Origin of the sequence: Selenomonas sp. KH1T6, assembly GCF_900108415.1 — a bacterium.
In the GTDB taxonomy this organism is placed as follows: Bacteria; Bacillota; Negativicutes; order Selenomonadales; family Selenomonadaceae; genus Selenomonas_B; species Selenomonas_B ruminantium_A.
This window is the reverse complement of record NZ_FNWN01000021.1, coordinates 31,310-57,950: the sequence shown is the minus strand read 5'-3', so window position 1 is coordinate 57,950 and position 26,641 is coordinate 31,310. Positions and strand designations below refer to the sequence as shown.

At 51.2% G+C, this 26,641-nt stretch carries 26 protein-coding genes; 23 read left to right on the top strand and 3 right to left on the bottom strand.

The window, feature by feature from the left end; translation table 11 throughout:
* The 4 genes from BLW59_RS17995 to BLW59_RS11995 form a co-directional block, all read left to right on the top strand.
* Nucleotides 1-214: hypothetical protein (locus tag BLW59_RS17995; RefSeq protein ID WP_217634618.1), on the top strand; the 214-nt coding region annotated here is incomplete at its 5' end.
* Nucleotides 215-308: 94 nt separating this feature from the next.
* A complete protein-coding gene (locus tag BLW59_RS17780; RefSeq protein ID WP_175463431.1) occupies nucleotides 309-458 on the top strand; it encodes a hypothetical protein in 150 nt (49 codons plus the stop codon).
* 164 nt (nucleotides 459-622) lie between these two features.
* Nucleotides 623-1,498 (top strand): UPF0489 family protein, encoded by an 876-nt coding sequence (locus BLW59_RS12000; RefSeq protein ID WP_074697986.1) that lies wholly within the window; start codon nucleotides 623-625, stop codon nucleotides 1,496-1,498.
* 66 nt (nucleotides 1,499-1,564) lie between these two features.
* A complete protein-coding gene (locus tag BLW59_RS11995) occupies nucleotides 1,565-3,187 on the top strand; it encodes a dicarboxylate/amino acid:cation symporter (RefSeq protein WP_074697985.1) in 1,623 nt (540 codons plus the stop codon).
* Between the two features lie 289 nt (nucleotides 3,188-3,476).
* Here the strand turns inward: BLW59_RS11995 and BLW59_RS18365 are convergent, their stop codons facing one another.
* Nucleotides 3,477-3,548 carry a macro domain-containing protein gene (locus BLW59_RS18365; protein WP_413778192.1) on the bottom strand — a complete coding sequence of 24 codons (72 nt, stop codon included), beginning with the start codon at nucleotides 3,546-3,548 and terminating at the stop codon, nucleotides 3,477-3,479.
* A 14-nt stretch (nucleotides 3,549-3,562) separates the two neighbouring features.
* Nucleotides 3,563-4,945 (bottom strand): putative porin, encoded by a 1,383-nt coding sequence (locus BLW59_RS11990; RefSeq protein WP_074697984.1) that lies wholly within the window; start codon nucleotides 4,943-4,945, stop codon nucleotides 3,563-3,565.
* A 357-nt stretch (nucleotides 4,946-5,302) separates the two neighbouring features.
* Here BLW59_RS11990 and BLW59_RS11985 point away from each other — a divergent pair, with 357 nt between their 5' ends.
* The 7 genes from BLW59_RS11985 to BLW59_RS11955 all read left to right on the top strand — a co-directional run bounded on the left by BLW59_RS11985 (nucleotide 5,303) and on the right by BLW59_RS11955 (nucleotide 12,873).
* The gene (locus tag BLW59_RS11985) at nucleotides 5,303-6,892 is read left to right on the top strand and encodes a dicarboxylate/amino acid:cation symporter (RefSeq protein ID WP_074697983.1); all 1,590 of its coding nucleotides are present in this window, start codon (nucleotides 5,303-5,305) and stop codon (nucleotides 6,890-6,892) included.
* A gap of 111 nt (nucleotides 6,893-7,003) precedes the next feature.
* Nucleotides 7,004-8,086 carry an LD-carboxypeptidase gene (locus BLW59_RS11980; RefSeq protein ID WP_175463430.1) on the top strand — a complete coding sequence of 361 codons (1,083 nt, stop codon included), beginning with the start codon at nucleotides 7,004-7,006 and terminating at the stop codon, nucleotides 8,084-8,086.
* Between the two features lie 50 nt (nucleotides 8,087-8,136).
* Nucleotides 8,137-8,520 carry a hypothetical protein gene (locus BLW59_RS11975; protein ID WP_074697982.1) on the top strand — a complete coding sequence of 128 codons (384 nt, stop codon included), beginning with the start codon at nucleotides 8,137-8,139 and terminating at the stop codon, nucleotides 8,518-8,520.
* Between the two features lie 106 nt (nucleotides 8,521-8,626).
* The gene (locus BLW59_RS11970) at nucleotides 8,627-10,168 is read left to right on the top strand and encodes an FAD-dependent oxidoreductase (protein ID WP_318258544.1); all 1,542 of its coding nucleotides are present in this window, start codon (nucleotides 8,627-8,629) and stop codon (nucleotides 10,166-10,168) included.
* 22 nt (nucleotides 10,169-10,190) lie between these two features.
* Nucleotides 10,191-11,117 carry a hypothetical protein gene (locus BLW59_RS11965; RefSeq protein ID WP_074697981.1) on the top strand — a complete coding sequence of 309 codons (927 nt, stop codon included), beginning with the start codon at nucleotides 10,191-10,193 and terminating at the stop codon, nucleotides 11,115-11,117.
* A gap of 205 nt (nucleotides 11,118-11,322) precedes the next feature.
* Nucleotides 11,323-11,802 carry a hypothetical protein gene (locus tag BLW59_RS11960; RefSeq protein WP_074697980.1) on the top strand — a complete coding sequence of 160 codons (480 nt, stop codon included), beginning with the start codon at nucleotides 11,323-11,325 and terminating at the stop codon, nucleotides 11,800-11,802.
* 207 nt (nucleotides 11,803-12,009) lie between these two features.
* Complete coding sequence (locus tag BLW59_RS11955; protein ID WP_074697979.1) at nucleotides 12,010-12,873, top strand: CPBP family intramembrane glutamic endopeptidase; 864 nt, start codon at nucleotides 12,010-12,012, stop codon at nucleotides 12,871-12,873.
* Between the two features lie 192 nt (nucleotides 12,874-13,065).
* On the opposite strand, the gene BLW59_RS11950 is transcribed toward BLW59_RS11955, so the two are convergent.
* Nucleotides 13,066-13,467, bottom strand: a complete 402-nt coding sequence (locus tag BLW59_RS11950) for a hypothetical protein (protein ID WP_074697978.1) — start codon at nucleotides 13,465-13,467, stop codon at nucleotides 13,066-13,068.
* A 325-nt stretch (nucleotides 13,468-13,792) separates the two neighbouring features.
* On the opposite strand from BLW59_RS11950, the gene BLW59_RS11945 reads away from it, so the two are divergent.
* From BLW59_RS11945 to BLW59_RS11885, 12 genes are all read left to right on the top strand, one after another.
* Entirely contained in the window at nucleotides 13,793-14,818 is a 1,026-nt protein-coding gene (locus BLW59_RS11945; RefSeq protein WP_074697977.1) for a hypothetical protein, read from the top strand.
* Nucleotides 14,818-15,831: a hypothetical protein gene (locus BLW59_RS11940; RefSeq protein WP_074697976.1), complete on the top strand. Its 1,014-nt coding sequence runs from the start codon at nucleotides 14,818-14,820 to the stop codon at nucleotides 15,829-15,831. Before BLW59_RS11945 ends, BLW59_RS11940 begins: the two co-directional genes overlap by 1 nt.
* A 14-nt stretch (nucleotides 15,832-15,845) precedes the next feature.
* Entirely contained in the window at nucleotides 15,846-16,073 is a 228-nt protein-coding gene (locus tag BLW59_RS11935; RefSeq protein ID WP_074697975.1) for a hypothetical protein, read from the top strand.
* A 37-nt stretch (nucleotides 16,074-16,110) separates the two neighbouring features.
* Nucleotides 16,111-16,347, top strand: a complete 237-nt coding sequence (locus BLW59_RS11930) for a hypothetical protein (RefSeq protein ID WP_074697974.1) — start codon at nucleotides 16,111-16,113, stop codon at nucleotides 16,345-16,347.
* A gap of 185 nt (nucleotides 16,348-16,532) precedes the next feature.
* On the top strand, nucleotides 16,533-18,077 hold the full coding sequence (locus BLW59_RS11925; RefSeq protein ID WP_074697973.1) for a radical SAM/SPASM domain-containing protein: 1,545 nt from the start codon (nucleotides 16,533-16,535) through the stop codon (nucleotides 18,075-18,077).
* Between the two features lie 123 nt (nucleotides 18,078-18,200).
* Nucleotides 18,201-19,826, top strand: coding sequence for a dicarboxylate/amino acid:cation symporter (locus BLW59_RS11920; protein WP_175463427.1), 1,626 nt, complete (start codon nucleotides 18,201-18,203; stop codon nucleotides 19,824-19,826).
* A 120-nt stretch (nucleotides 19,827-19,946) separates the two neighbouring features.
* Entirely contained in the window at nucleotides 19,947-21,752 is a 1,806-nt protein-coding gene (locus BLW59_RS11915) for a hypothetical protein (RefSeq protein WP_074697971.1), read from the top strand.
* A 179-nt stretch (nucleotides 21,753-21,931) separates the two neighbouring features.
* A complete protein-coding gene (locus BLW59_RS11910) occupies nucleotides 21,932-22,192 on the top strand; it encodes a Nif11-like leader peptide family RiPP precursor (protein WP_139283663.1) in 261 nt (86 codons plus the stop codon).
* Between the two features lie 35 nt (nucleotides 22,193-22,227).
* Nucleotides 22,228-22,488, top strand: a complete 261-nt coding sequence (locus tag BLW59_RS11905) for a hypothetical protein (protein WP_074697969.1) — start codon at nucleotides 22,228-22,230, stop codon at nucleotides 22,486-22,488.
* An 86-nt stretch (nucleotides 22,489-22,574) separates the two neighbouring features.
* Nucleotides 22,575-24,122, top strand: a complete 1,548-nt coding sequence (locus BLW59_RS11900) for a radical SAM/SPASM domain-containing protein (RefSeq protein ID WP_074697968.1) — start codon at nucleotides 22,575-22,577, stop codon at nucleotides 24,120-24,122.
* 389 nt (nucleotides 24,123-24,511) lie between these two features.
* Nucleotides 24,512-24,844 (top strand): STAS domain-containing protein, encoded by a 333-nt coding sequence (locus BLW59_RS11890; RefSeq protein WP_074697966.1) that lies wholly within the window; start codon nucleotides 24,512-24,514, stop codon nucleotides 24,842-24,844.
* Nucleotides 24,845-24,977: 133 nt separating this feature from the next.
* Nucleotides 24,978-26,582, top strand: a complete 1,605-nt coding sequence (locus BLW59_RS11885; RefSeq protein WP_074697965.1) for a dicarboxylate/amino acid:cation symporter — start codon at nucleotides 24,978-24,980, stop codon at nucleotides 26,580-26,582.
* Nucleotides 26,583-26,641: the final 59 nt, after the last annotated feature.

Sequence of the window (26,641 nt, the reverse complement as noted above, 5' to 3'; positions counted from 1 at the left end):
CATTCCCATTTTTTATTCGGCTCCAAAATTCCGCGCCCGGGGCGGCGGTGGAAAAATGGCAGCGCACATGGTACGCCTGACGAGCCAAAGCTGCAAGCAGCTTACTTTTTGCTTAAGGCCTGAGTCAACAGCCAATCGGCGTTTTTATATCCGCTATTTCAAAGATGCCTTGACGGTTTCGCGCCGTTTTCGCATTGAAGTGCGGCTAAAGTGAATAGACTGTGGACGACCTGTGCTTTCGAGGTGATGGTTCTGCCCATTTGTATAGATATGTATATTCATATTTTTCCCAAAGGGAGGAAAACAGTATGAAAAAGTTTGATCCGAATGTACAGGGGTCTTACGAGCAGGTGAAGAAGGCTATGGCCTGCCAGAGTGTCGAGGAACTTCTGAAACTGGCGAAGGATGAGGGCTACGGAAGAGGCGGAGAAGTATTTCGCCCAGCTTTCCGAGATTGATCTGAGTCCGGAAGAACTGAAGCAGATTGCCGGTGGCGAGGCGGGGTTCGATGTGTACGCTCCTTCTAGAAACTGGTAAGCCGCACGAATCCAAGAGAATCTGTTGAAATGCCTGCTGGAAATCTGTGGCTGAAGAGTAAAAAACGTAACGAGGAGATAAGTCCATGAAGATACCGGTCATAGTGGCAGACGAACACAACGAAGCCTTCGTGGCCTGGCACAGGTTCAAAGAGCAAAAAATCATCGGAGAAACGGGAAATTATCTCCTTCATGTCGACCACCATGATGACATGGTGTGCGGCGGGTATAATTGGGATTTTACCCAGCTTGCGGGAACGACGGAGGAGGCACGCCGTCTAATGGACCAGGCCCTCGGAATCGCCGACTTTATCGTTCCCGCCATATATCAGGGTCTTTTTTCCACGGTACATATTCTGAAAAATCTGCGGCCGGTCTCCTTGAAAAAAAAAGAACAGTACGTCTGCTTAGCATCTGCCAAAGAATTGATATGCGGTGATTACGTCCCCTTTTTTCATGCGGCAGAAAAGATGAACAGCGAAAGTGACTATCGTTTTTTTTCCCGCATTGACGGCGGTCTTTTGGGAGAGGATGACTTGCCCCAAGACGGCATAGTGTTGGATGTGGATTTTGATTATTTCTGCTGGGACAACAGTCTGGGGAGCGTGCCGGAGGCGCGGATAGAAATCACGGCAGCGGCTTATGAGGAGTTCGTGAACGACAGAAATCACCCTTTCCGCATCTTGCCTAAGAAAGTTGTAAATGCAAAAGAGCAGGAGGGAAAATATTGGCTCGTATATAAAGAGCATTTGTCTACGCCACAGATCGCCAGCGAAGAAACCATCGTCCGCCGTATGGACAAGCTGATAGATTACCTGGCTCAGGCAAAAATGGCTTTTCGGGCTATGGATGTCTGCCGCTCCTCCCATTCGGGCTATTTGCCGAGCAGCCGGGCAGCTTTTGTGGAACGTGAATTTTTTGCTCGTATCCAGCGCATTATGGAATTGGAGTTTTGGGAATAGTAAGGCCTCCATCTAGGTAAAGATAAACGCACAAGCAAAGGCAGGAAGAAGGGGGAGCAAACAAGTATGAAGGAATCCATGGTTTTATCCCAAAAGGATTATGATAAAGTGATGGAGTGTCTGGAAAAAGCCCTTAGCGCGTGGAAATTAACAAGCAATGAAATAATGACCGCCCAGTTCCTGCTGGAGGAAAATTTCATCAGGTTGGCTAAGGCTTCTGGAGAAGAGAAATCCTTTGTGGCAGAGGTTTCCCTTCAGAAAAGGTTTGGAAATGTCAGTTTGAAAATCTCTTCCCTGGGAGAGGAGTGCAATCCCATCATCGAACTGGATGCAAACTCTGATGACGAAGAAGAACGCATGGTTCTGGCCAGCCTGAAGTCCCATCTGCCCAAGATGAGCTATGTCAGGCGCAGGGGCAGGAATATTGTTTCCATATTGGTGCATGAGTCCGGGAATAAACAGGTTTGGAATCTTGGCATTGGCTTGGTGGGCGGCATTGCCATGGGGCTCATACTGAAGAACTTTCTGGGAGCGGAACTTCTTGGCTGGCTGGAACTGAACATATTCAGTTCTATAGAAGAATTGTTTATGAAGGCCCTGCGGATGTCTATAGCTCCCATGATTTTCCTCTCTGTGCTGTCCGGCATATTGAATATGTCCAAGGCTGCTGATATAGGACGCATGGGCGGCAAACTGCTGGGCATTTCCCTGCTGAAGATGGTTATTGGCCTGGCTATGGCATTGCCCCTGGGCGTATGGATGGGGCAGATGCCGGAATTTGTGGGGATGGTGTCCAGTGGGACAGCGGAGGTGGCCAGCCAGCTCTCACTGCGGGAATTGCTGCTGGACATAGTGCCAGGGGATTTGGTATCGCCTTTTTATAACAACAATCTGTTGCAGGTTTTATTTCTGGCTTTTTTCTTTGGAATGTTGCTGATCAAGTTTGAAGAACAGGCAGAATGGCTGAAGGACTACATAAACTTTTTCAATCGTCTTATGATGAATGCCATAAGCGCCATCCTGCCCTTGATGCCCCTGGTGGTATTTGCTTCCATGGCAAAACTGATGCTTGAGGTGGAAATTACTGCCTTGCTGGGCTATTTTTGGATTATTTTGGGGACTGTTGGTGAAATTGTTTTCTTGCTGGGTGTTTGCAGCATAATTATTCCTCTGCTGGGGCGCTTGTCCCCCACACCATATTTGAAAAAAACCTTGCCCTTCGGCCTTTTACCCTTTACCACGCGCAGTTCCAGTGCCTGTCTTATTCAGACCATGGAGCTTTGCAAAAGCAAGCTGGGTATGGATGAGAAATTAACTCTGTTTGCCATTCCAGTGGGGATGCAATTCAATATGACCGGGGGAGGCATGTTTGTGGTGATGCTGGCAATCCTTCTGCGGGTCACCTTGGGATTGCCTATCACTGGAGAATTTCTGCTCTCTTTCTTCCTGGCATCAATGCTGCTTACCTTGACTATCCCCAGCATGCCGGGCGCTAACCTGATGGTGATGGCTTCACTTTTTGAAATGGCGGGGGTTCCGGCAGCGGCAGTAACTCTTTTTATCGGCATCGACCCAATCATAGATTCCTTTACGACCTTGTCCGCGGTACTATCCAATATCAACAGTTCTCTTATACTGGCCAGTATGGAGGGAAAGGTGGATAAAGGGATTTACAGCAGTGAGGAATGAGTCGGGTCACATGCTTTTCTATGGGGCTTCACCAAGGCCGAATGGATAAAGAAGTTAGAGGAGCGCGTATATTTGCATAAATATAGCCGCAGGAACTGCTCCTGCGGCTTTTGGTTTTGTTGTTACAGTTCAGACCTTTGGTACAGGTAAAATAAGTACATTAAGCAGGAAAAGCACAATTCGACAGCGAAAACTACAGGAAGAATCGTGGATTTATTGGAAAAATGCTGTTTATTTTGTAGAAGGAAAATAGCCATCATTGTCGAATATTATCAGAGTTGTATCAGCGTTATGTAAACACGCCGGTGGAGATGGACGGGAAGGCAACACTTCTAATACCATGTTTCATGGCAAGTTCCACCCTAAGCTGCTGCGTCAAAAGAAGAACTCAACTCGTCCGAATAGCTTCTCTGCTTTCTCGCCGCCGGTGATTGTTTTTCCCTTGAAGTACTTCGCGATAAGGCCAACATTCTTGAAGGGGGCATATTTTGCACCGAGAACCCACCCTTTCGTGCCACGAAGCGCGTCGTCATACATCGTGCCCTGAAAGGTGGTGTTATATCCGAAACGACGATAGCCTGCATAAATACTCCAATCGCCCTTTTCAGGTCGATCTTGATAAGTGCCATAGTCGAACTCAGACTGCCATGATGTATCCTCAAAATCGGTTTTGGTGTTCTTGGCGTAATTTGCCCATAGATTGGCTTTCTTGCTAAAACGATAGCCCACATTGACTGTCCAGATGCTAGCCGTATCCTCATTGCGACTTCTGCTGTAGGTATAGAAATCATTGTATCCATTCCTGGCCAGATCCTGATCCAGTGTCTTCAGGTCAGAATCCTTGATATGGTAATACCCGACACCGCCATACAGTTTCGATTCCGGATTATCATACTGCACCCGGATACCGACAAGGGAAGATGGCGCGTTGGAATGGAGTCTTGCTGATGTTTCGTAAAAATCTGTGATTGGTGTGATGCCGGTATTGCTCCATCCTGTACTGTCAGACAAACGCACGCCGGGTCTGACCTTGTCCTCCGACAGGCGTCCTACTACAATAGTCCCATAAAAATCCTTGCCAAAGGTCATCTCCGCGCCGGAAATATCCGTATCCCAGAGAAGGCCATGTTCAGGGGCAGGGTTAAATTCGAACCTGCCTAATTTTACTTGGAAATTGTTGTAGTCGCCTTGTGCCCATGCGCGTTTCAGGGAAACATCTGTCGTTGTGTCATGCTTCATATTGCCTTCAGCATCAAGACGAGCATTCACGGTCCAGTGATCATTGACTTCGGCTTTCGGCTCGAGACGAAAGACATATCCATTCACATTCACCTTTGCAGTGTCGCCTGATATAGAATCCCTGATGCGGGTGCTATGATACGTGTACTCCAGCTTTCCACTCCACTGAACCATATCAGCATGCTTCTCAAGATTGCTTACGCGAACACCCAGGTTATTCAACTCCTCCCTGAACTCTGCGGCAAGACGATCCAGCATAGCTTTGTCACCGCCGGAGGGATTCTTCGCCATTGCCTTTGCAATCATCTGAGCCATCTCATAACGGGTGATGCTCCGATCACCGCGGAAGGTGCCATCTCCATAACCCTCAATAACGCCGTCAGTAGCAAGCTGAGCAACAGCGTCATAAGCCCAATGGCCAACAGGCACATCGGAGAACGGATTTGCTGCAGCAAAGGTTGTGCATGCACTCCCAACAGTTAGAGTCATTGTCAATACAGATACGAATGATTTTTTCACGATAAACCTCCCTATTATACTACTGATTCCTGCATCATTTTATCACGTAAACCATCTTCGCCTGCTACCCCATGAATCATGTCAATGCAGGTTCGCTTTATTTTTCTTGTTACGAGCTTCTGTATGATGTATTCAATTTCCTGAGGATTTTTCCTGCTATTGCCCATCAATTTTGTGCGCTTGTCACATGGGGGAGGTGAACTGTAACGAAATGAAGGATTTTTCCAAATGACTGAAGAAGGAAGTGGAGTGCTTACATTTAAATAAATATAGCCGCAGGCGCTGTTCTTACGGCTTTTGGCTGTGTGGGGGTTACTTTAGAATGCAGTCCAATTTGTGAGGAGATGACTTTGCAGCATGAGCAAAGAAATACTGAAACAACGATTGATACTGACTAATGATGAAATCAGCAATCTCGTGGCCAAAGTCCGCTCTTTGGCAGGAAAGTATTCCGAGCGGGAGCAGTTGAACCTGGCATTGACACTTGAGGAAGTCCTGCTGGATTATCAGCTGGCCTTTGGGAAAGACAAAGCGGTTACCTGCGTATGGAAAGACGATTTCTTCCGTGGTTCGCGTATCACCATATCTTCCCCAGGACAGGAATGCAATCCCCTGCTCATGGCGAATGAGGAGGATGCGGAAGTCATCGAATACGCGCAGCGCATGATGAATGTCCTGGGTATGGGGACGCAATATCAGTATCTACGTGGGTGCAATGTCACCACGGTGAAGCTGCCCCCCAAGCGGAAGCTCACAATGCTGCATCAGCTCTGGATTGCCGCCGCCATGGCCGTATTGACCATGGTCCTGCTGCACTTCGTGCCTGAGAATATGGCAAAGCTCTTCACGGATGACTTTGTGACGCGCATTTTCCAGAAAATGGTAAGCATTCTTGCGACGCTGGCAACGCCACTGATCTTTTTCGCTCTGCTCACGGGAATAAAGAATATTGGCGATGTGACGTCACTGGGCCGGATGGGGAAAATAGTCTGCGCGCATCTGTCAAAGCCTTATCTTGTGGCCCTTCTTTTGGCACCCTTGGCCTGCATCGCCTGCTATCCACTTTCCTTGGGAGGGGGAAGCGGCGAATCTGTGTTTGGCAGCCTGCTTCAGCTTGTGCTGGATATCATACCAGATAATCTGGTGACGCCGCTGCAGGTCAACAATGATCTGCAGGTCATTGTCATTGCTGTCTTCACGGGGACTGTGCTGCTCATGCTGAAGGGAGAGGTCTCGAGCCTGGAGAAGCTGGTGGATGAATCAGCCAAGGTGGTGAACAGGATGATGTCGCTGGCATGCAAAGGTCTGCCTTTGCTTATCTATTTCGGCATCATCTCCGTCAGCGCCCAAATGGATTCAGGGCGAATCTGGGATCTGTACAGATTTGCGCTGGCCATGCTCGCCGTGCAGGTCATCGTCATAGGCTTCGTTGTCCTGCGAACCTGTAGGCTGGTCAGGAGGCCGCTGAAGGAAATCCTGAAGCCCACGGTTCCTGCGCTGCTGATAAATCTCGCCACCAGTTCCCAGATGGCATCATATCCTGCCAGTGAAAAATGCTGCAAGGAAGGCTGGGGCGTTGAGCCCAAGCTGTTCGATTTCGCGTTTCCCATGGGCGTTGTGCTCTATATGCCGAATGGTGTGGTGCTTCTCGCCATTACGACTTGGATGATGCTCTATCTTGCGGGGATTCCCGCCGATTTCCCCATGTTGGTGAAGGTCAGCTTCCTGAGTGTCATTGTTGCCATCGCAGCGCCGCCGATTCCCGGTTCCGGGCTTGTGGTCCTGCCCATTCTTATGACCAGTACTGGAGTTCCACTGGAATTTATGCCTCTGGGTGCCCTCTTTGTTACTGTGATGGGACATATCATGCCAGCCATGAATGGTTTCTGTCTCCAGCTGGAAATGCTGGCCCTTGGTAAAAAACTAGGGATGCTCAAGAAGGAATGATGATGTTCTTGGTTGAATATCAGGCAGAGAGCAATTTGGGTTAAAAACAATTTGCGCTGCTGCTCTGCAAAATTTTTGGAACTTGGATTTGCAAGAGAGGAACGTGATTATGTGAGAAGGTTATTCAGTTCTGCAGTCCTGGGGATTATGCTGGCGTCAGCGCCCTTGCCGGTTGGTGTGGCTGTACCTGATATGCCTGTTGCCCAGGCTGCCCCAAGGGTAGAGGAAACTGCGATGGTGTGCGGCTATGCACTGGAGCCAGGTGATACCATTGGTGTTATTGCTCCCGCTACTAGTTCGGGGACAGATGATTTTGGAAATGCGATCAAGTATCTGGAGAGCTTGGGGTACAAAGTAAAACTGGCACCTTCATGCCAGGCAAATTACGGCTATCTTGCGGGGCCGGATGTGATGCGGGCTGCTGATGTCAATAATTTTTTCCGTGATGATGAGGTTGATGCTATTCTCTGCCTGCGTGGCGGCTATGGCTCGGCCAGAATCTTGGACAAGTTGGATTATGAAGCTATCAGGCAGCATCCCAAGTTGTTTATAGGCTACAGTGATATAACTGCCATGCACGTGGCTTTGAATCAGAACAGTCATCTGGCAACATTGCACGGGCCTATGCTTACTTCGTTCAGGAAGAAAGCATCCGACACGGATTATACCCGGGAAAACTTTGCCAGGGCTTTAAGTGGCAAACTTTACCCGGACGATATTCCCCTGCCAAAGGATATAAAGCTTCAGGCAATCCAGTCAGGCAGTGCTGAGGGGCAGATCATAGGCGGCAATCTGTCTATTCTGGTCTCCCTGATAGGCACTCCGTACGAATTGAAGGGAGTGGGGGCTATTTTATTTATTGAAGATGTGGGAGAGGAAACATATAAGATTGACCGTATGCTTCAGCAGCTTTGGCAGAGTGGCCTCCTGCTTCGTGTAAGCGGCGTAGTGGTGGGAGACTTTGTTGGTGCAGAGGATGATTACGAAGAAGGTGACTTCCATTTGGATGAGGTGCTTTCGTACTATGCCAAGCTCTCCGGCAAGCCATGGCTGAAGGGAGTACCAGTAGGGCATGGCAAGAATAATCTTTGCCTGCCTTTTGGCAGCAGGGCCGTCATGCAGTCCAATGATGACGGTACGGCAGCATTGCGCATAGTGGAAACGCCTCTCCAAATGAAGCATAAAGATCTCTGAGGTTATGTCAGAAGTATTGACAAGTATTGTTATGCAGAGGAGGAAAGAAAATGAGAAAACATGTTGCTTTTGCGGTTGCCTTTGCGTTCCTGGCATCAGTCGCATTTTACGCGTCGGGCGGTTTGCAGGCTGTGTATGCTGCGGTTGCCTGGCAGTGCACGAAATGCGGTTTGATCATCCACCATGACCCCCACGAGGGCGGTTATGATCCCGCATGTCCCAATAGGGGAATCCATGCATGGGTCAAGATCGATTGGAATTCGACAGCCGCTGACGTTTCTTCAAGGGACAAGGAAGGCAGTTCTTCTGGCCAGTATGAGCATACATACAAATGCAGCAAGTGCGGCAAAGAGATTCATTCCGATCCCCATCACGGCGGCTATGATCCGGAATGCCCCGAAGGAGGCATCCATGCCTGGGTTCAGGTTGATTGATTTTTTCTTCAAGATGAGGACAAGGTTCGTTGTTGATGATGTTTTCTAGAATTCTCCAATGTTTCGGTCCGGTTTCATTTCTATCATGGCAAAAGGAGCTATGTTCATGGAAAATAATTCTTTTTCTATTCCCATATCCCGTCGCAGCTTCATGAAGCTGGTGGGCCTGACGGCGGCAGGTGCGGTACTCGGTGGTGGGGTGGAAATGAAAAAAACAGCAGCGGCTGCGACGGTCATTCCTGCGGTGAATTTCAGCGGGGCGGACCTGCCGGTATTGATCAATGCCGACGTCTGCGTTGTAGGGGGCGGCTCGGCTGGAACAGCGGCGGCCATCAGCGCAGCACGCAAAGGCGCGAAGACGGTGCTGGTAGAGCGTGGCATTTCTCTTGGCGGTCTCCAGACACAGGGCTGTGTTTTCCCTTGCATGCCGACCTTTGCTGACGGCAGCGACACACCGTACATCACAGACCTCAACAAACGCATGGAGGCGCAGGGGACGGGGCCGTTGCTGGGTTTTGAGACCGACACATACTACGGTGGCGGCCGCGGGCAGTATATACCGGAGTATCTGAGCATCGTCTATGACGAGATGTGCGAGGAGGCGGGCGTCGATATCCTCTACAACGCTGCCCTGGTTGGCACAGTCACGGAGGAAGGGCGAGTCATTGCCTGCGTCGTGCAGACGGTTGAAGGGCTGGCGAAGATTCAGGCAAAGGTTTTCATCGATGGAACCGGTGACGCGTTGCTGGCACGGTTCGCAGGCATCCCGGCAGAAAGGGGCTCGGAGAAGACCGGTCGCAACCAGGCCATGAGCCTGCGCTTTGAGATGGGCGGCATCGACGTAGGCAAGGTTTATCGTTTCTTTACTAAAGAACTCAAAGACGACTGGACGAGGGGGATGTTCGCGGAGAAGTTGGAGGAGGCGCTGAAAAAGGGCACGCCGCCTTTCCTGGAATTCGCGAAATGGAAGAAGAACGAGGCGTTTTTCCAGCGTGGTGTGGAGCAGGGAACATTGAAGAAAGAAGACATCGTGTATATCCAGGCCTTCACGATTCCCGGCAAGACTGCCACAATGTCCATGAATTGCCCGCAAATGCCTGGTGCAGTATTTAGTGCCACAGATGCGGTTTCCCAGAGCAAGGCGGTGAGTTTCGGACGACAGATGATTTGGCGGCTGGCGGCGTTCTTCGCCGGAAACATACCGGGCTTTGAGAAATCTTACGTTAGCCGTGAGGCGAGCATGGTGGGTGTACGGGAGTCCTGGCGGATTCGCGGGAAATATTACCTGGAGGCCACGGATTATTTCAAGGCGCGAAAGTTCTCTGATGCAGTTTGCCGTACAGCGTACCCTATCGACATCCACGATGTTGAGCTCGATCTTGGCGAGAAACTGAAAAGAGGTCAGTATTATGAGATCCCCTATCGGGCGATGGTGGCCAACGAAATTTCCAACCTGCTGGTGGCAGGGCGCTGCATCAGTGCCAGCTTCGCTGCGCAGGCATCAGTGCGTATCCAGCCCACCTGCATGAGCATGGGTGAGGCGGCGGGGATCGCGGCGGCTTGGGGGCTTGCTCACGGCCTCGAGGCGAACGAGGTGCGTTGGGAGAATATCCCGAAGAACGAGCGCAGCTATGTGAGCGAAGGGTAAGGATATTGAGGGGGAGAAGAACATGAACATGAAAAGATCTATTTTCACAGTGGCATTGGCCGCTTCCCTGGCAGCGGTACTGCCGTCCTATTCTGCCACGCCGGTCATTGGCTCGGCGGTCTGCGAGGCGATGGTTCCTTACGAAAATGACGGCATGCTGCTGATGGTGCCCGGTTACTACGATGAATTGATTTATACCAAGGTATTCAAGGAAGACAAAGAGGGGAGGCTTTTTTCCTGCACAGAGGCTAAATCGGTGGCGGACGCCTGGCTCCAGAATGAACGGGAGAACGGCCCGGGATGGCTCTTCACCATCCAGCGTGTCAGCAAGGACAAGCTTCATGAACTGCTCTGTTCCGAGATGTCCGGCATGGAGGTCTTTGCGAAGGATGCCGAGGGACGCTTCTATGTCTTCTGTCATCCAACGGATGTGCGCTTCATCCGTCAGGATGCCGATGATATGCAGCGAGACAGCAAACGCTGGCAGGAGCTTTGCGAGTGGGCAGGCAAGGACGTGAGGGGAGAATTCATAGAGACGAACCAGGGGCTTGTCCCTGAAAGCTACGACAACAGCAGCGTTGCCATAGCCTTGGCCCGCGCAGCCTATGCCAATAACCCACACCCAAAGTATATGGTCAGCACGAACCAGTTTGGCCCCCTGTTCTCGAAAGAGGTGAAGGCTTCGGAATATGTGGAGCAGCTGATCAGGAACGTGAAATATGAAATGGTGGATTTGGAGGAAGCGCCGGATGGGGAGTATATTGTGCTGAATTTCCCTCAAGAAGAGCTCCGCTTTGACTTTTTCAAACTGTCCGGCAAGGAAAACTATGTTCGGGAAGTTCATGGGGACGGTTTTGAAATTCTCTACAAGGCGACCTTCGCGGATGGCGAGACGAAGGCGAGTTCTGTTATGCAGAAGTGGTATAACGAACTGGCAGCCCATCGGTAATAGCCAAGCGCATATAAAAAGTCACAATTTTACATTTAAATTTTCAGTTCATCAACTAAAACAGGGCGATTGTTGAATAAGGGTATTGCCCGTCAACGGAACAAGATTGGCAAGGAATACTGCTTTGAGAGGGGGAATGCCATGCGGAGATTGCTTTGGTATGCTTATGAAAAAACTTTTTCGTAAATGCAAAGGAGGAATAATGATGAACCTCAAAAAGATTGCTGCGTCTGCGTTGCTTTCTGTTTCTCTGGTTACATTTGGCGCCGCAGACGTTGTCCTGGATGCTGTACCGGTGGTCCACGCTGAGAGTTCAGCGTGTACTCTCGGCGATATGCTCGGCCGGATTTGGGACGGTTACGATGACTATAACATTACTTCGCTGGAATATGGCACGGTTGCCTACCGTGACGGATTCAATGCGAAGCCCTATGTTGAGAAGATCATGAACGGGGCGTATTTCGAGCAAGCGAAACCTTGGGAAACCCCCGAGGGTCAGTATGTAATCCTCGAGTTCCCAAGTGACAGTATGCGTTATGAATTCTTCATGGGCGGCGATGGCAATTACGTTCGCGAAACGGCCTACGGCGAACAGACTGTTTATCACATCACAGGCATCAGCAGCCAGGCCTGGAAGGTGATTTCGGATTGGGGCAAGACAATGAGCCGCAAGACCAGCTGGTAACGGTACAACTTAATTAAATAAAGATAAGTGCCACCCATGCTCTCCCTATGGGAGATAGTAAAAAATCAAACTATCATCATAGGGGGAGCATATATTTTTTGCGAAGCGTCCATTTTAAATGGATGCTTCGCACGCTGTATGTAAGACCCAAAGAAAGGTTTTGAAACAGGTGTTTTTTATCGTAAGGAAAATAGGGGAGGTGGTTTTATGAATGGTATCGAGCCTGCAAAAAGCGAAAAAAAGCCAGGCCGAGGACATTTTTTCTGCGAAAAAGCGCCGCTTTTTGTCATGGTGGTTGGCACATTTTTCATCACGGTCGTTTATCCGCTCATGGGAATTGCGGGGCAGGGAATCATCCGCCAGGTCCTGCCGCAGCTGGACAAGGACGTGATGGAGGCCTTTTGCATAGCGGTTTCGTCTTTCCTCTTTCTTTGGCTTTTCAAGCGGTGGTTCGCTCCCGATTGGCAGGGGGTGCTGCGGCTCCATGTCCCGCTAAGGGATGTGCTCCGCTGGAGCGTGCCGCTGTGGGTATTCCTGGGAATCTCCATCCTGCTGGAGGGTGTGGATAACGGTTTCTTTTTCCGGTTGACCCTTATCATTGTCGCGATGTCTGCATGTGCTGGATTTTTCGAGGAAGCAGTTTTCCGCATCTTTACGATTGCCATTGGCATGCGCTTTCTGTCTGGCGAAAAACGGGTCTGGTGGTCGCTGGTAGTTTCATCGGTGGTTTTCGGGCTGTCCCATTGCTGTAACGTGCTGGGGGGAGCACCGATGGAGACAGCAATCCATCAGGCGATTCACTCAGTGTTGTTTGGGTTGTATATGGGCGCTCTTGCCCTACGCACGGGGAGCTATTGGCCAACAGCGATTCTACACACCCTATATGATGCGCTGGCCATGAGCACTACCCCTGGTGTAATTGACGGAGTTATGCACGACACGCCAGGAGTGACATCTTATATAGAGCTGGTGATGATGCTGTTTCCCGCCTGGTATGGTGTCAATATGGTGAAGAAATACAAGACGGAAATTCTCGCCCTGTGGGATAGAAAATGGGGGAGGGTAAGCTAAAGAAGGGTTATAAGGTATGAAAAATTGGTTTGCAAACTTGGAGCCCTTCATTTGATAAAGAAAGACGAAGAAAAAAGGCAGGAAGAGAGTCCTGCCTTTGCTTATGCGGTATTTGTTTGTCTTCCCTCAGTTACCAGCACCAATCCGAAGGTCGCATCGTCTCCTGCTTGCGACCGAAATCATCCGTCCCGCTCAGTGACGCCGCCGATGGTGTTTTTCAGTGCTGGGGAAGAAATTTTCCGCGTGTTTGATGGCGTCGTACCTGCTCATCTCGGCCCCGGTTTCCATGTTGAAATAACGGTTTGCCGTGTCGACATCAGCACTGCCTTCTAGGCGGATCCCAACGGCTGCCCAGGCCGTGGCTATATCATCTATAATTGGACGATTGCGCATTGTTGCGAAAAAACCATCATCAAAGTCAGCGTGCTTGTTACATTTGCATTGGCCGGGTTTGCCCCTCAGCAGCATGTTCAGGAATTCGCTGTCGTCGCAAAGATATGCGTAGCTCCCGCCCGAGACGTTATCCAGCTGTTCCGCATCCACTGCCTTGTCTGCTAGCATCTGCTGCATTTTTTCAGTCTTGGATTCTGCCATACTAATCGCCTCCTTATATTTTGTTTTTTTACCCGCTGCTTAGTAATACGATTCAGACCATGTCTTTTTCATGTTTGGCACATGGCGCGGATATAAAGCGTCTTTATAATATTATACGTTATGGGAACGAAAAAAACGATACTTTTGAAAGTTTTATAAGATTTTTATAATAACGACATTTTCCAGATTTGCTGCAGGCAAAACCTTCTCGTTTCCTTCGCGAAGTGACAGGTGGCTTGAATCAGGGAGGAAATGCGTGGCTTTATGTAGAATAAGAGGCATACAGGGACCTTGCGGATAAATGGAAAATCAAAGGGGGGCGTCTATGTATCTGTCGGATGCCAGTTCCATTTTTGACATGATTTATCGGCGTATGTCTGCTGAGGGACGCCAAGCGGAACTGTTCGGCATCGCGCCGGAGCGGCTTAGCGAAGCTGTGAAGAAGGCGCTGCTCAGGTGCAGCTATATCCCCACCTTTTATCTGGAGATTCCCTTGCAGGGCGAGCCTTATTGTGATGTGACGACCCTTTATGACGGTTCCCTGCTACCGGGGGTGTCCTTTGGCCCCGGACGGGGCTATGGGCTGCAGAAGACCTTTGACTGGTGGACAGAGAAGCCAAGAGCGGAGGGCTGCAGCTGCGGCATAGAAGTGGATGTGAGCAGGGGCGACACGGAGCAGGCGGCGGCGATGCTGGGCTATAGGCAAAACGCGGAATACGTCGAACCTTTTCTGCATACGTTGGGGGCGGAGGAACGGCTGGCCGATTGCCTGTCATTCCATGAAAAAATGCCGAAGGTGTGGAGGACATATTATTTGGGACTTTTTGCTCATCGTCCCGAGGCCCCCTTGCGTCTGGCTGTGGCCCTGACGGAAGAGGCGCGGGAAACTATCCACGCCGAGCCGGAGCGGCTGGCAGAGCAGCTGTGGCAGGTGGGCTTTACGGCCTTTCACGGGGAAATGCTGAAGCAGTGCGCCGCATACATTTTGCCGGAGATTTACACGGAACTGCAGTTTGACCTCTATCCGGGGGGACGCATGGGAGACACGCTGGGGATCATCAGCTTCCTTCAGGGTCTTGATATCCTGGCAAAGGAAGCTTATATGCGGACCGATGGGGGCGCCGCGCTGCTGGAGAAGATGGAACGGGAGGGCCTGACGGACGGGCGTTGGCATCATCTGGCTGGCTGCGCTGTGAGCAAGGGGCGAAGGCGCAAACTGGCAGAGGGCGGCAGTCAGCTTCTGGGCCTGGCCGCAGGTGTCCACTCCCTCAAGCTCAAGTACCGGGGCGGCTCCCTGCAGAGCACCAAGTGCTACCTGGAACTGAAGGCAAAAATGATAGGGGCAGAATGATGGGAAAAATGCAATTTATGGGCCTGGAGCGGGAAGATATCTATGAGATGATTTATGCCCTGCTGACTGCCAAAGGGCGGGAAGATGCGCTCTTCGGCAGTCAGAAGGAAGCAGCTCGCCGCGCTTTTGGCAGCAGCCTGGTTGGGACTGCTTTCCCGGAGTTATGGTTTGAAGTGCCCTTATGGGGGAAGCCTTGGTTTGACCTGCATGTGCTGACCGCGAGGGAGTCACTGAAGGCGGATGAAGTTGCGGGGAGCAGCCTGCCGGAGGAAGTAAAGCCGCTGTTTCGCTGGTTTGCTGGAGCAGAGGCAGTCAGAAAGCTCGCTCTCAGTTGGGATGTGGGCAAGGATGATAATCCTTCGCCTGCGGTGCAGCTCCTGGTGAAAAATATGCCGCCGTCGGAAACTTTTCTGACCTTGGCAGGGGGAACGTCGGCTGCTGGCGCATATCGGGCCTTTCGGCAGCGTGCGCCGCAGGGATGGTTTACCTGTTATACGGGGGTGTTTCCCGGGCGAAAGGCAAACTTTGTCAGAACCGAGAACATACCTGTAGAGCCGCTGCAAGAAGCCTACCGGGCTGAGCCTGACCTTCTGGGAGAGCATCTGTGCGGGGTAGGTGTACCGGCTGAGGTGGCTGTCGAGGTAGCGGCCCGATGCCGGGAATTGATTGTGCCGCCCTTTGTGCCGGAATTCCAGTTCGATGTGAGGCCGGATGGCACCGTGGGCGAGACCTTCGCTGTCAGCGTGTATTTCTGCCTGCCGCCGGGAACGGCAGAGTCTCCTCCCCTGCGTCTGGACAATGGAGGCGGAGAGATGATGCGCAGAGTGCAGGCCTGGGGGCTGGCCGATGACAGATGGCAGCGCTTGGTGGAGATGGCTCATCTCAGGCGATTGCCCGGCTGGCTGCCAAACAGTGTGATTTTCTGCTATCCCGCGTTTCTGAAACTGCGATGGCAAAAGGGTGTATTCCTTGATGCCAAGGCTTATATAGAAGCAGGGGTAAAGTTTTGTTAGAAGGAGGAAACATCATGCCACAAGTCAACGGAAAAGAGGTTTCCCGGGAGATTCTCGCAGAGGCCATGCAGTGCGAGTCACCGGAAGATCTGGTGAAGCTGGGAAAAGAGCGGGGCATTGAACTGACGGCAGAGGAGGCAGAAGCCTTTCTCGCCGAAATGGAAGAAATAGACCTGGACAGCGAGATGCTGGAAAAGGTCGCAGGTGGCGGTTGGTCTGATTGTTTTGTCCCCCCGACGTAAAGCAGGGGTAAAGTTTTGTTAGAAGGAGGAAATCATCATGCCACAAGTCAACGGAAAAGAAATCTCCCGGGAACTTCTTGCGGCTGCCATGCGGTGTGATTCGCCGGAAGAACTGATGAGGCTGGCAAAGGAGCAGGGGGTCGAAATCGCGGCGGAGGAGGCAAAGGCCTTTCTCGCCGAAATGGAGGAAATAGAACTGGACAGCGAGATGCTGAAGAATGTTGCGGGCGGCAGAAGCGCCTGGGGAGATGCTTTAAGCAAATGTAGACTGTGATTGTATTCGTGATTATAGTTTCGCTCTCGGAATAGGCTGATAAACCAATCATAAGCAAGTAGTTACGCAAAACAGTTCCTGAAATAAGATAAAAATTTTCAACCCGCTTTGGAAAGTGATAAACGAGACAAGCACAAACGCCGCAGAAAATATGCTGCGGCGTTTGTGCGGAGAGGGATGACAGTATGAGAACAAGCACCTACGAAATCATTTTGCCACTGACAGACGGGGCGGGGAAGGAAATCGAGGGCCGCGTCCTCCTGGTGAACGGGCTGTATGGTGCGATGGATGTGGTGAGTGGAGAGGAAGCGGAAAAATTCAAAGCCGGGGACTTTGCAGGACTGCCTATGGCACTGCGGGAACGTCTTATGCTGCGCGGGCATATCACACGGAAGGATGAGGCAGGAGAAATGTCTGATCTTGCGCTCCTGTCCCGCGTCTATAGGCTCCTTTTCGGACGCAGAGATATCGCTTTAGTCATCATGCCCACTTATGACTGCAATTTCCGTTGCCCGTACTGCTTCGAGCAGCATCGGCTGAAAAGGGGGCAGAGCTGGCTGGACAGCACCATGAGTGAAGAGGTGATGGAGACGGTTTTTGCCGGGCTGGAGGATTACAAAAAACGGGGCTACATTTTAAGGGACTGCACGTTCTATGGCGGTGAGCCGTTCCTGAAAAAGAATCTTCCAGTGGCGAGAAAGATTGCGGAGCACTGCAAAGCGCTGGACATTGGCATCGATGCCATCACCAACGGCTATGAGCTTGACACATATCTTGATTTCCTGGAGGAATACAAGGTGGATCACCTCCAGGTTACGCTGGATGGAGTGGCAGAGGTGAATGACCGACGTCGTGTACATAAGGAGGGCTTGCCCACCTATGACCGCATTCTCGCAAACGTGGAACTGGCGCTATCACGTGGAACCAAAGTGAGCCTTAGGGTGAATGTGGGTAAGGAGAACCTGCATGGCATCGGGGCCCTTATAGACGACCTGAAGGCGCGGGGGCTCCTCGAAAAAGATGAGAAACGTGCAGCCTTCAAATATTACTTCAAGGCTGCCACCGACGACGTGCATCCTGAAAAAAACATTTCCGATTGGGAGGTCTTCGAAGAGCTCTTGAAGTACGGCTTTACTGCCGAAGAGGCCATCGACCTCCAGAGCAGCTGCAGCGGTCTTGCTGACAATCTGAGGAGCTTGCTGAAGAAGAAGGAGTACCCATCCTTTAACCCGGGCTACTGCGGCTCAGAGTATGGCATGCTGGTGGTGGACCCCTTCGGTAAGGTCTATGCCTGTTGGGATGCGGTGGGGAAAGATGAAGATATGGTGGGCATTGCCGACCCGGAGACGGGACGTTTCCTGTGGGACTTCACCAAGTGCAAGTGGCGCACCCGCACGACTGATTTGATGGAGGCATGCCGGCTTTGCCCATACGCTTTCATCTGCCGGGGCGGCTGCGCGTCAAGGGCAAAGAACGCCTACGGTGACTATTTCCGCGAGTTCTGTGGCGACATCAAGGAGACGTTCGCTTTCATCACTTCCCGGTGCGCAGGGATACAATGGCTGGAAACCCAGGAAGATGAGCTCACGCTGTCGCTGGCAGGTCCCCTTTCGCGCCTCACGGAAGCGGAGCGGGAGACCCTCATGAAGTCGCGGAGCCATAAGGAGATATTCGCCATTGTGCAGGAGATAGGGCTCTGTATGGAAGAAAAGAAAGATTTTTCCAAATGACTAAAGTTGCGCTGGCTGGCAGGAGCCGGACGTTTGTCACAAACAGGACACTAACGACAGCAATGCGGAATTCTTGAATGATTTGTGATTTTGCCGAAATAAACGCTGGAAAGGATGATATTTGTGGAAAAAAGGATTTTTCACCTGCCTCAGGATGACATCCCTGAGATTATGGCATATCTTTTCCAAACCACAGGCAAAAAACTGACTGAAGAGGAAATGCGCCGGGGGGAAATGGTGCTGGAAGAAACCTTTCTAAGGCTTCAGGCTGGTATGAACAATCCCCAAATGACGGCAGATGTCACTGTCAGGAAGCGTTTCGGTGATATAAGCCTGATAATCACCGCCCAAGGTGAGGCTGTCAATCCCATTATGTCCCTGACAGAATGGGTGGAAGATGAAGCAGACCTTTACAACGTGAATGTGCTGAAAGCCAACCGGGATCGCCTGGGCTATTCACGGCGCAACGGGGCAAATGTGGTTTCCATCAAGGTACACGAAGGTGGCGTGAATCTCCTGTACATGATTTTCTCGTCCACCGTCCTGGGGATGGTCTGTGGCTTTCTCCTAAAGACTGCCTTTTCTCCGGAGACAGTCCTTCTGGTGGACAGATATCTTAGAGAGCCGGTGACGGTTTTCTTCATGAACGCCCTGGACATGATGATAGAGCCGGTAGTGTTCTTTTCCATCATTGCAGGCATTACAAATCTTGCCGAGACAGCAGATATTGGCAAGATGGGAGGACGGCTGATTGGGCAGTCGCTGGTCCTGATGATGTTGACGTCTGTGCTTAGTGTAGCAACAGCTTTATTGCTCTTTCCCCATGAGCTTTCCTATATGGTGCCACTGTTTGAAAACAGTGGGGGAGATTTTCTCGGGGAAGCTTTTTCACTGAGTAACATATTTATGGGCATAATGCCCAACAATCTGGTTGACCCCTTCAAGGATGGGAAACTTGTGCAGATTCTTTTTCTGGCTATTTTCTTTGGTGTGGTGCTGAACAGATTGGGTGAAAAGGCAAACATAGCCAGGGAAATCATTGAATTCATGAACAGTTTCTGCATGAGTGTCATGGGCATCATTATTCAATCCAGGCCCTGGCTTATTTTTATTACTATGATGGGCGTGGCTGTGCATATTGAGATAGGAATTTTTGTCAACCTGGGCAAAATCATTTTGGGGTCCTTCCTGGGGCTGATCCTGGTATGGGGGCTATGGGCAGTTATTTTAGCATTTTACGGACGAATAAAGCCGCTGGCTTTTTTGAAAAAAATAGTTTCCTTTGCTCCCATACCTATGGCAATCTGCAGTTCAACTGGCTCCCTGCCAGACACCCTTGATTTAGCCACCAAGAAACTGGGGATATCGCCAAGGCTGGCTTCTTTTGCAATTCCAGTTGGCATCCAGCTTCATCAGACCGGTACCTGTTTTTGCTTGGCTTTGCCAACGATTATGATGGCCCAGGTGCTGGGGTTGCCTATCAATAGGGAATTTATCTTGTATCTGGTTTTGTACGTTTTTATAATTTCCTATATTATTCCCACAGTGCCGGGAGGGGGATTGATGGCCATGGGAACTGTTTTTGCAGCTGTTGGTATACCTCCATCTGCTGTGATGTTCTTTCTTTGCGTAGACTTCCTGACTGATATGCTGAACACGGTAAACAATGTGTCCGGCAATGTGGCTGATGTCCTTTTGCTGGCCAGGAAAAACAATATGCTTGATGAGGAGAAATATCTGAAGGTCTGAAAGTGACGTTTGATAACAGGCGGCGTGTTAATAAAAAGGTGGAAAAATGTCAGTCTGCAATAAGTTCAGATGTCAAGCGTCAGGTAACGTGATTGGTGTAGCAGGAGAGGGATCGGATAAATGAAAGTACAGAACCGGACAGTAAAGGAATGGCTGGCGCACCTTCGATGTCATCCGATACCTGAGATTATGGACGAAACCTGTCTTGAGGCATTAAAGAGCATAGAGGCGCAATACGGTGATGACATCAGCCACGGCGCGGGGCTGGAGGTGCGGCTGGGGGATGAGGCCCGGTATGTGGACTACATCATGAATCTGGACGATGACAGCATCCCCGGCGCAACCAACTTCTGGTACGAAATCGACTATGGGGAATTCCTGAAGGCTGCCCGTCAGGGTAGTACCATCGAGCCATGTCTTTTTGCTCAGATGGATTTTGATGAAATGCAGAGGGAAGACTTTTGGGACAGCCTCCTGCCCCCCTTCCTTGGGGAGGAACGCGCCAGGAGGCTCCGGGGCACATTTGATCATGTATTGGAGGTCCTGCCGAAGGGTGCCCACATCAAGCAGGTTGGCACCATGACAAGCCGTGGAGAACTGGACATCATGCGCATCGTGGTGTTCTATCAGTGTTGGGAAGACATTGCTCCCAGCCTTGGCCCCATAGGCTGGCCGGGGGATGTGGAGGCCTTTCGGGCGGCAACGGAGCCATGGAAGGAAGACCACGGCACGGCTGTTAATTTCGATCTTGCCCCCACGGGGGTATTGCCGAAGCTCGGCGTGGAGGTTTTCTCCCGTTGGCGCCATCCCCTGCTGGTGGACAAGTACATCGCCCGTCTGGAGAAGGCAGGGCTGTGCCTGCCCTCGAAGGCGGAAGCCCTGCGCCGTTGGATCAGGCTTCGCCCGGAGGGAGAGCCCTTCGTCCAGACTCTGATCAGTTACTTCAAGCTGGTCTACAAGGACGGGCGCATTGCTGAAGCCAAGGCGTATCTTGAGCAGACGCCTTACCGCAATCACCGCTATTTCGATGCCTATGAGCGCCCTGTGCGGCTGGATATGGAACTGGCGGCAGGAAAGACGGTCATGCCGAAGGAGACTGCCCTGTCAAGACTCCGTGAATGCGGGGAAACCCGGGTGGGGAGAGTGCGCTTCCATGGCGGCGAGGCCTATGCATCCCTTGTCAATCTTCTGGAGGAATGCAGGGAAATAGGAATCAGGGCAGAAATCGTACTAAAGGAGAACCTTAGCAGGCAGCGGCTCAGGGAACTGGTGAAGGCGGGGGCGGACAGCTTCCTGGTGGAAAGCTATGCCCTTTGGACAGTCAGGAAGCTCTGCGGCATGGGCTTTCCCAAGGTGCGGGTAAGGTATTTCCTGAAGGCAGGGAAACTTTCCCATATGGTACGGGCAGCAAGGCTCATGGCACGGCTCGGAGTTGCGGAATTCATGGTGACGGGGGAGAAACCATGCCAAGGGAAAAGCCCTTCGCTTCTTGGGGCAGAAGAGATAAAGGAGGCGGCAGACCTCATCCGGGAGTTGCGGGAAACCATGGGATACCATGAGGATGAAGAGGGGGAACCCGGGAAGATGAAGATTTCCCTGGAGAACTGCTTCTCCCATCTTGCCGCCTTCCTCGGTGGGGAAGACCCCACAAAGAACCCCAATCGTGGCATAGAAGGCGGCTGCGAGGCAGGACTATCCTTCGCTGCCCTGAAAGCTGAGGGCAGTTTCTCCCCCTGCCTGTGCATGGAGGGTGGGGAGGCATGGGGAAGTTTATTGTCCTATTGGGAGGAATCAACCTCTCTTCGGGAACTCCGGGATACAGCAAACCTCGCCTGCAAACGCTGCTGCTATTATCGGCGCTGCCGTCCCTGTCCTGCTGTCAGGGCATCGTCGGAATGCCCCATGTATAAAAAGAAATTTTCTTAGGAATCAGCCGCATCTTCAGTTGATTTGTGGTATCGGTATTATCCCAGACAGGCAGGAAATACAGCACCTTTTGTAGAAGTTTAATGACAATAAAATCTAAAAATCTATGCATTAACTTCGTGTTGGCGATACTGAAGATGGTGCCCTTATTGCTGGTTATCAGAAAGGAGAAAATCGACATGCCAAAAATCGACGGAAAAGAAATCTCGCGGGAGGTTCTCGCAGAGGCTATGCGGTGTGATACGCCAGAGGCACTGGTGAAGCTGGCGAAGGAGCATGGCATCGAGTTCACAGTGGAGGAAGCGGAGGCATACCTGTCTGAGTTTGATGATATCGAACTGGACAGCGAGATGCTCAAGAGCGCAGCCGGAGGCGGCTGCTATTCTGATTGCAATCATTGCGACATCAAGAGCTGTCCAGTTCGTTGCAAGATACGTTGAGGTTTGACGTTAGCTACAGAAAGGAGAATATGAACATGCCAAAGATCGACGGAAAAGAAATCTCGCGGGAGGTTCTCGCAGAGGCTATGCGGTGTGATACGCCAGAGGCACTGATGAAGCTGGCGAAGGAGCATGGCATCGAGTTCACAGTGGAGGAAGCGGAGGCATACCTGTCTGAGTTTGATGATATCGAACTGGACAGCGAGATGCTCAAGAGCGCGGCCGGAGGCGGCTGCTATTCTGATTGCAATCGTTGCGAAACCAAGGGTTGTACAGATCGTTGCAAAGGACATTGAGGACATCAATCAGTATCAGATAAACGAGAGCAGTAAAACCGCCGCAGGAAGGATTCTGCGGCGGTTTTGCGGAGAGGACTGAATCTATGAGAACAAGCTCCTATGAAATCATTTTACCCCTGATGGACGGAGAGGGGAAGAAGATTGATGATCGCGTCCTTTTGGTGAACGGGCTGTATGGCGCTATGGATGTGGTGAAGGCGGAGGAAGCGGAAAAATTCAAAGCCGGAGACTTCGCAGGGCTTCCTTTCGCACTGCGGGAGCGTCTTGCGCTTCGTGGGCATATCACCCGGAAGGATGAGGCGGGAGAGCTGGCTGATCTGGTACTCCTGTCCCACATCCATAAAAACGTCTTCGGACGCGGCGGTGTCTCTCTTGTCATCATGCCCACCTACGACTGCAATTTCCGTTGCCCATACTGCTTCGAGCAGCATCGGCTGAAAAAAGGGCAGGACTGGCTGGACAGCACCATGAGCGAAGAGATGATAGATACGATTTTTATGGCGCTGGCAGATTACAAAAAAAGGGGCTATGCTCTGAGAGGCTGTACATTCTACGGCGGCGAACCCTTCCTGGAAAAGAACCTTCCGGTGGCAAGAAAAATCGCGGAACGATGCAAAGCGCTGGACATGGACATAGGCGCCATAACAAATGGTTACGAGCTTGATGCATATATTGATTTCATGGAAGAATACAAGGTGAAGGACCTCCAGATTACAGTGGACGGCGTGGCAGAGGTAAATGACCGCCGCCGCGTCCACAAGGACGGATTGCCCACCTATGACCGTATTCTCGAGAATGTGAAGCTGGCCCTATCCCATGGCGTGGAAGTGAACCTTCGGGTGAACGTGGGCAAGGAGAACCTGCATGGCATCGGAGCACTCATAGATGATATGAAGACCCGGGGGTTACTCGAAAAGGACGAGAACCGGGCCGCTTTCAGCTACTACTTCAAGGCCACCAATGATGACTCTCATCCTGAAAAGGACATTGCCGAGCAGGACATTCTGGAGGAGCTGATGAAGTACGGTTTCACCATCGATGAGGCTATCAGCCTTCAGTCTCAGTACAGCGGTATAGACAGCGAACTGCGGGATTTTTTCAAAAAGGAGGGATACCCGGCTTTTGACCCTGGCTATTGCGGCTCTGAGAAGGGTATGCTGGTGCTGGACCCCTTTGGCAAGGTCTATTCCTGCTGGGATACGGTGGGGAAAGAGGAGGATGCAGTTGGCATTGCCGACCCGGAGACGAGGCGTTTCCTATGGGACTTTGCCAAGGCCAAGTGGCGCACCCGCACCGTGGATTTTATGGAGGCATGCCGGCTTTGCCCCTACGCCTTCATCTGCAGGGGGGGCTGCGCCTCAAGGGCGAAAGCCGCCTACGATGATTATTTCCGCGAGTTCTGCGGTGAGGTGAAGGAGATTTTCGCCTTCGTCACTTCCCGAGCCGCAGGGAAAGAATGGCTGGATAATCAGGAGGCGGAGCTTACCCTGTCCTTGGCAGGTCCCATCTCCCGCCTTACGGAAGCGGAGCGGGAGGTCATCATGAAGTCCCGAAGCCAGAAGGAGATATTCGCCATCCTGCAGGAGGTCGGGCTCTGCATGGAAGAAAAGAAAGCTTTTCCCAATGACTGAAGACGGAAATCCACATAAAATAAAGCCGCAGGAGTTGTTCCTGCGGCTTTTTGCTTTGTGCGAGGGTACTTCACTTTCGGATACTTTTTGTGCAGGAAGTCCATGAATTCCTGCTGGCTGAAGGTCTTCCCAGTGGAGTCCTGCTTGTAGGAGTTTTCATGGAGCAGGCCGTTATGAGCTTTGCTGGTGAAGCCAAGTTCCTTGCTGTCATCGCGCATGGCGTCGAAATTGACTTTGAGTCCACTTCCATAAGTGGGGGCGGAAAAGGAAATCGATAACTGTATTCGTCTTTTTGAGTGGAATGCAGGTGATGGGCAGGAATTGTGCCCATTTCTGTAGAATTACAACGCAATATAAGAATGTTTGCATATTTAGAGGAGGATAATATCATGGCAAGCGAAGTTGTGCAGCAGGAAACGAAATTGGAAAACGGCTGGCTGGTGTGGCGCGTTGAAGGCCGTATTGATATTTCAACCGCTGACTCGGTTTACCAGAGCGGTGAGGTGATTGTGGGACGTGAGGAGAAGACTGTCCTGGATATGAGCGGCGTAGTCTATATTTCCAGTGCCGGTCTTCGTGTGCTTCTGCGCCTGCTGAAGAAGGCCAAGAGGGAAGGCAAGGTGTTCACGGTGGCAGGACCCTCCGGGGCGGTGAAGACCGTGCTGAAAGACAGCGATATGGATACGCTTCTGGATATGCGGGAATCCCTGGATGATTTGTGATGTCAGAAGGCCAGGACGGATAGCGTGAAGTATTTGCTGACGTGGCGGAGTCGATGACATAATTCGGAAGAAGATGTCCCCCAGCTTTGTAGCTGGGGGCTGCGAATACCATAACAGGCAGCGGGTAAACAAAATGGATGGTTTGATCATAAACAGGGAGAATTTCTCCGATGCTATGGACTGGCTGCTGGCAAATCTTGCTAGGGAGAAACTGAAAGAGGACGAAATATATGTGGCCCAGATGCTGGTGGAAGAACTTTTCGTGCGTTTTTCCCGGCGTGAGGTCGATCCTGACGCTTTCAGTGCGTGCCTTTACATCAAAAAGCGTCTTGGTGATGTGAGGCTGGTTTTTGTGGCAGAGGGGGATGAATGCAACCCACTGGTTCGCTGGTCCGATGATAATGAAGAAGATCTTCTTGCTTATGCCCTCTTGCGAGCACACCGCAAGAAGATGAGCTATGCCAGAAAGTGGTCTGACAGGCAGAATGTGGTATATATTTCACCTTGTGAGCCGATTGGCAGTGAGGTGCGCAACATATTCCTGGGCTTGATTGTGGGGGCTCTGGCAGGGATATTGCTGTATGCTTTTGCAAGTCCTGAGACCAACATATGGATTGACAAAGTTTTCATTGAATCAGTGGAGTCTGTATTTGTAAGTGCTTTGATGATGGCAGTGGCTCCCATGATCTTTTTCTCGGTTATATCAGGAATAATCAGTATGTCCGATTCGGCCAGCTTAGGACGTATTGGCTGGCGCCTGGTTGTGTGGTCACTGGCCAAGTTGGCTTTTTATGTGGCGGCAGGACTTCTGGTGGGCTATTGCATAGGTGGGATGACGGAGATGCTTGATGTCATCATGGCTGGCGAGTCGGCCCCGGAAGCAGCCGGGCTTAGCATTCGCGCCTTGCTTATAGGCATCGTGCCCGGCAATCTTGTCTCTCCTTTTGAAACCAACAATATCATGCAGACTCTTTTCCTGGCCTGTTTTTTTGGCGTGCTCTTGAACCGTATGGAGGGAGAATTGACCTGGGCCAGGGATGGGGTGGAGTTTCTGAGCAGATTTACCATGGAGGTCGTCGGAGCCATGAGCCATCTGCTGCCCTTCATGGTGGGGATTTCCACGGCCGAGCTGATTCTTCATGTGGGGCCCTGGGGGCTGGTGGCCTATGGAAGGCTGTTGGTGGGGGCCGCCTTGGGGCTTCCTTTATGTTTCATCATTTCTGCAGCTCTTATTGCCCTGACCGCCAGGCTCTCGCCGCTCCCCTTTTTGAAAAAAGCTATACCTTTCAGTTTGCTGCCCTTTTCTACCAGCAGTTCCAATGCTTGTTTGCCGGCTACCCTTTCCTTTTGCACAGAGAAAATGGGTATTAACGAAAGAATGAGCAAATTTGCCATTCCTGTAGGCATGCAGTTCAATATGGACGGCACAGCTTACTATGTTTCTGTGGTATCCATGATGCTGGCTCGTACCTTTGATGTAACCCTTGATGCAGATTTTCTGTTTTCTCTCTTTTTTGTGGAGTTTTTGATGGCGTTGACCGGGGTGGGGCTTTTGGTCATGCCTTCTATCTTGGAAAACATGGGAATTCCGGGAGCTGCAGTCATGCATTTCATCGGCATTGAGCCGCTTATGGATATGCCTGGCACGGCCCAGAGCGTAGTGGGAAATATCACTTCGGCAATGCTTGTGGCAGCCTGCGAAAAGCAGGTAGACGCAGATACTTATAACTCGGTATAACTCTGAATAAGATGTCCCCCAGCTATGTAACTGGGGGGCGGATATCATAACAGGTGGTG

What these genes read in the sequence shown, in the direction of transcription:
- BLW59_RS17780 (WP_175463431.1), top strand. Translation starts at nt 309, where the DNA reads ATGAAAAAGTTTGATCCGAATGTACAGGGGTCTTACGAGCAGGTGAAG.
- BLW59_RS12000 (WP_074697986.1), top strand. Translation starts at nt 623, where the DNA reads ATGAAGATACCGGTCATAGTGGCAGACGAACACAACGAAGCCTTCGTG.
- BLW59_RS11995 (WP_074697985.1), top strand. Translation starts at nt 1,565, where the DNA reads ATGAAGGAATCCATGGTTTTATCCCAAAAGGATTATGATAAAGTGATG.
- BLW59_RS11985 (WP_074697983.1), top strand. Translation starts at nt 5,303, where the DNA reads ATGAGCAAAGAAATACTGAAACAACGATTGATACTGACTAATGATGAA.
- BLW59_RS11975 (WP_074697982.1), top strand. Translation starts at nt 8,137, where the DNA reads ATGAGAAAACATGTTGCTTTTGCGGTTGCCTTTGCGTTCCTGGCATCA.
- BLW59_RS11970 (WP_318258544.1), top strand. Translation starts at nt 8,627, where the DNA reads ATGGAAAATAATTCTTTTTCTATTCCCATATCCCGTCGCAGCTTCATG.
- BLW59_RS11965 (WP_074697981.1), top strand. Translation starts at nt 10,191, where the DNA reads ATGAACATGAAAAGATCTATTTTCACAGTGGCATTGGCCGCTTCCCTG.
- BLW59_RS11960 (WP_074697980.1), top strand. Translation starts at nt 11,323, where the DNA reads ATGAACCTCAAAAAGATTGCTGCGTCTGCGTTGCTTTCTGTTTCTCTG.
- BLW59_RS11955 (WP_074697979.1), top strand. Translation starts at nt 12,010, where the DNA reads ATGAATGGTATCGAGCCTGCAAAAAGCGAAAAAAAGCCAGGCCGAGGA.
- BLW59_RS11950 (WP_074697978.1), bottom strand. Translation starts at nt 13,467, where the DNA reads ATGGCAGAATCCAAGACTGAAAAAATGCAGCAGATGCTAGCAGACAAG.
- BLW59_RS11945 (WP_074697977.1), top strand. Translation starts at nt 13,793, where the DNA reads ATGTATCTGTCGGATGCCAGTTCCATTTTTGACATGATTTATCGGCGT.
- BLW59_RS11940 (WP_074697976.1), top strand. Translation starts at nt 14,818, where the DNA reads ATGGGAAAAATGCAATTTATGGGCCTGGAGCGGGAAGATATCTATGAG.
- BLW59_RS11935 (WP_074697975.1), top strand. Translation starts at nt 15,846, where the DNA reads ATGCCACAAGTCAACGGAAAAGAGGTTTCCCGGGAGATTCTCGCAGAG.
- BLW59_RS11930 (WP_074697974.1), top strand. Translation starts at nt 16,111, where the DNA reads ATGCCACAAGTCAACGGAAAAGAAATCTCCCGGGAACTTCTTGCGGCT.
- BLW59_RS11925 (WP_074697973.1), top strand. Translation starts at nt 16,533, where the DNA reads ATGAGAACAAGCACCTACGAAATCATTTTGCCACTGACAGACGGGGCG.
- BLW59_RS11915 (WP_074697971.1), top strand. Translation starts at nt 19,947, where the DNA reads ATGAAAGTACAGAACCGGACAGTAAAGGAATGGCTGGCGCACCTTCGA.
- BLW59_RS11910 (WP_139283663.1), top strand. Translation starts at nt 21,932, where the DNA reads ATGCCAAAAATCGACGGAAAAGAAATCTCGCGGGAGGTTCTCGCAGAG.
- BLW59_RS11905 (WP_074697969.1), top strand. Translation starts at nt 22,228, where the DNA reads ATGCCAAAGATCGACGGAAAAGAAATCTCGCGGGAGGTTCTCGCAGAG.
- BLW59_RS11900 (WP_074697968.1), top strand. Translation starts at nt 22,575, where the DNA reads ATGAGAACAAGCTCCTATGAAATCATTTTACCCCTGATGGACGGAGAG.
- BLW59_RS11890 (WP_074697966.1), top strand. Translation starts at nt 24,512, where the DNA reads ATGGCAAGCGAAGTTGTGCAGCAGGAAACGAAATTGGAAAACGGCTGG.
- BLW59_RS11885 (WP_074697965.1), top strand. Translation starts at nt 24,978, where the DNA reads ATGGATGGTTTGATCATAAACAGGGAGAATTTCTCCGATGCTATGGAC.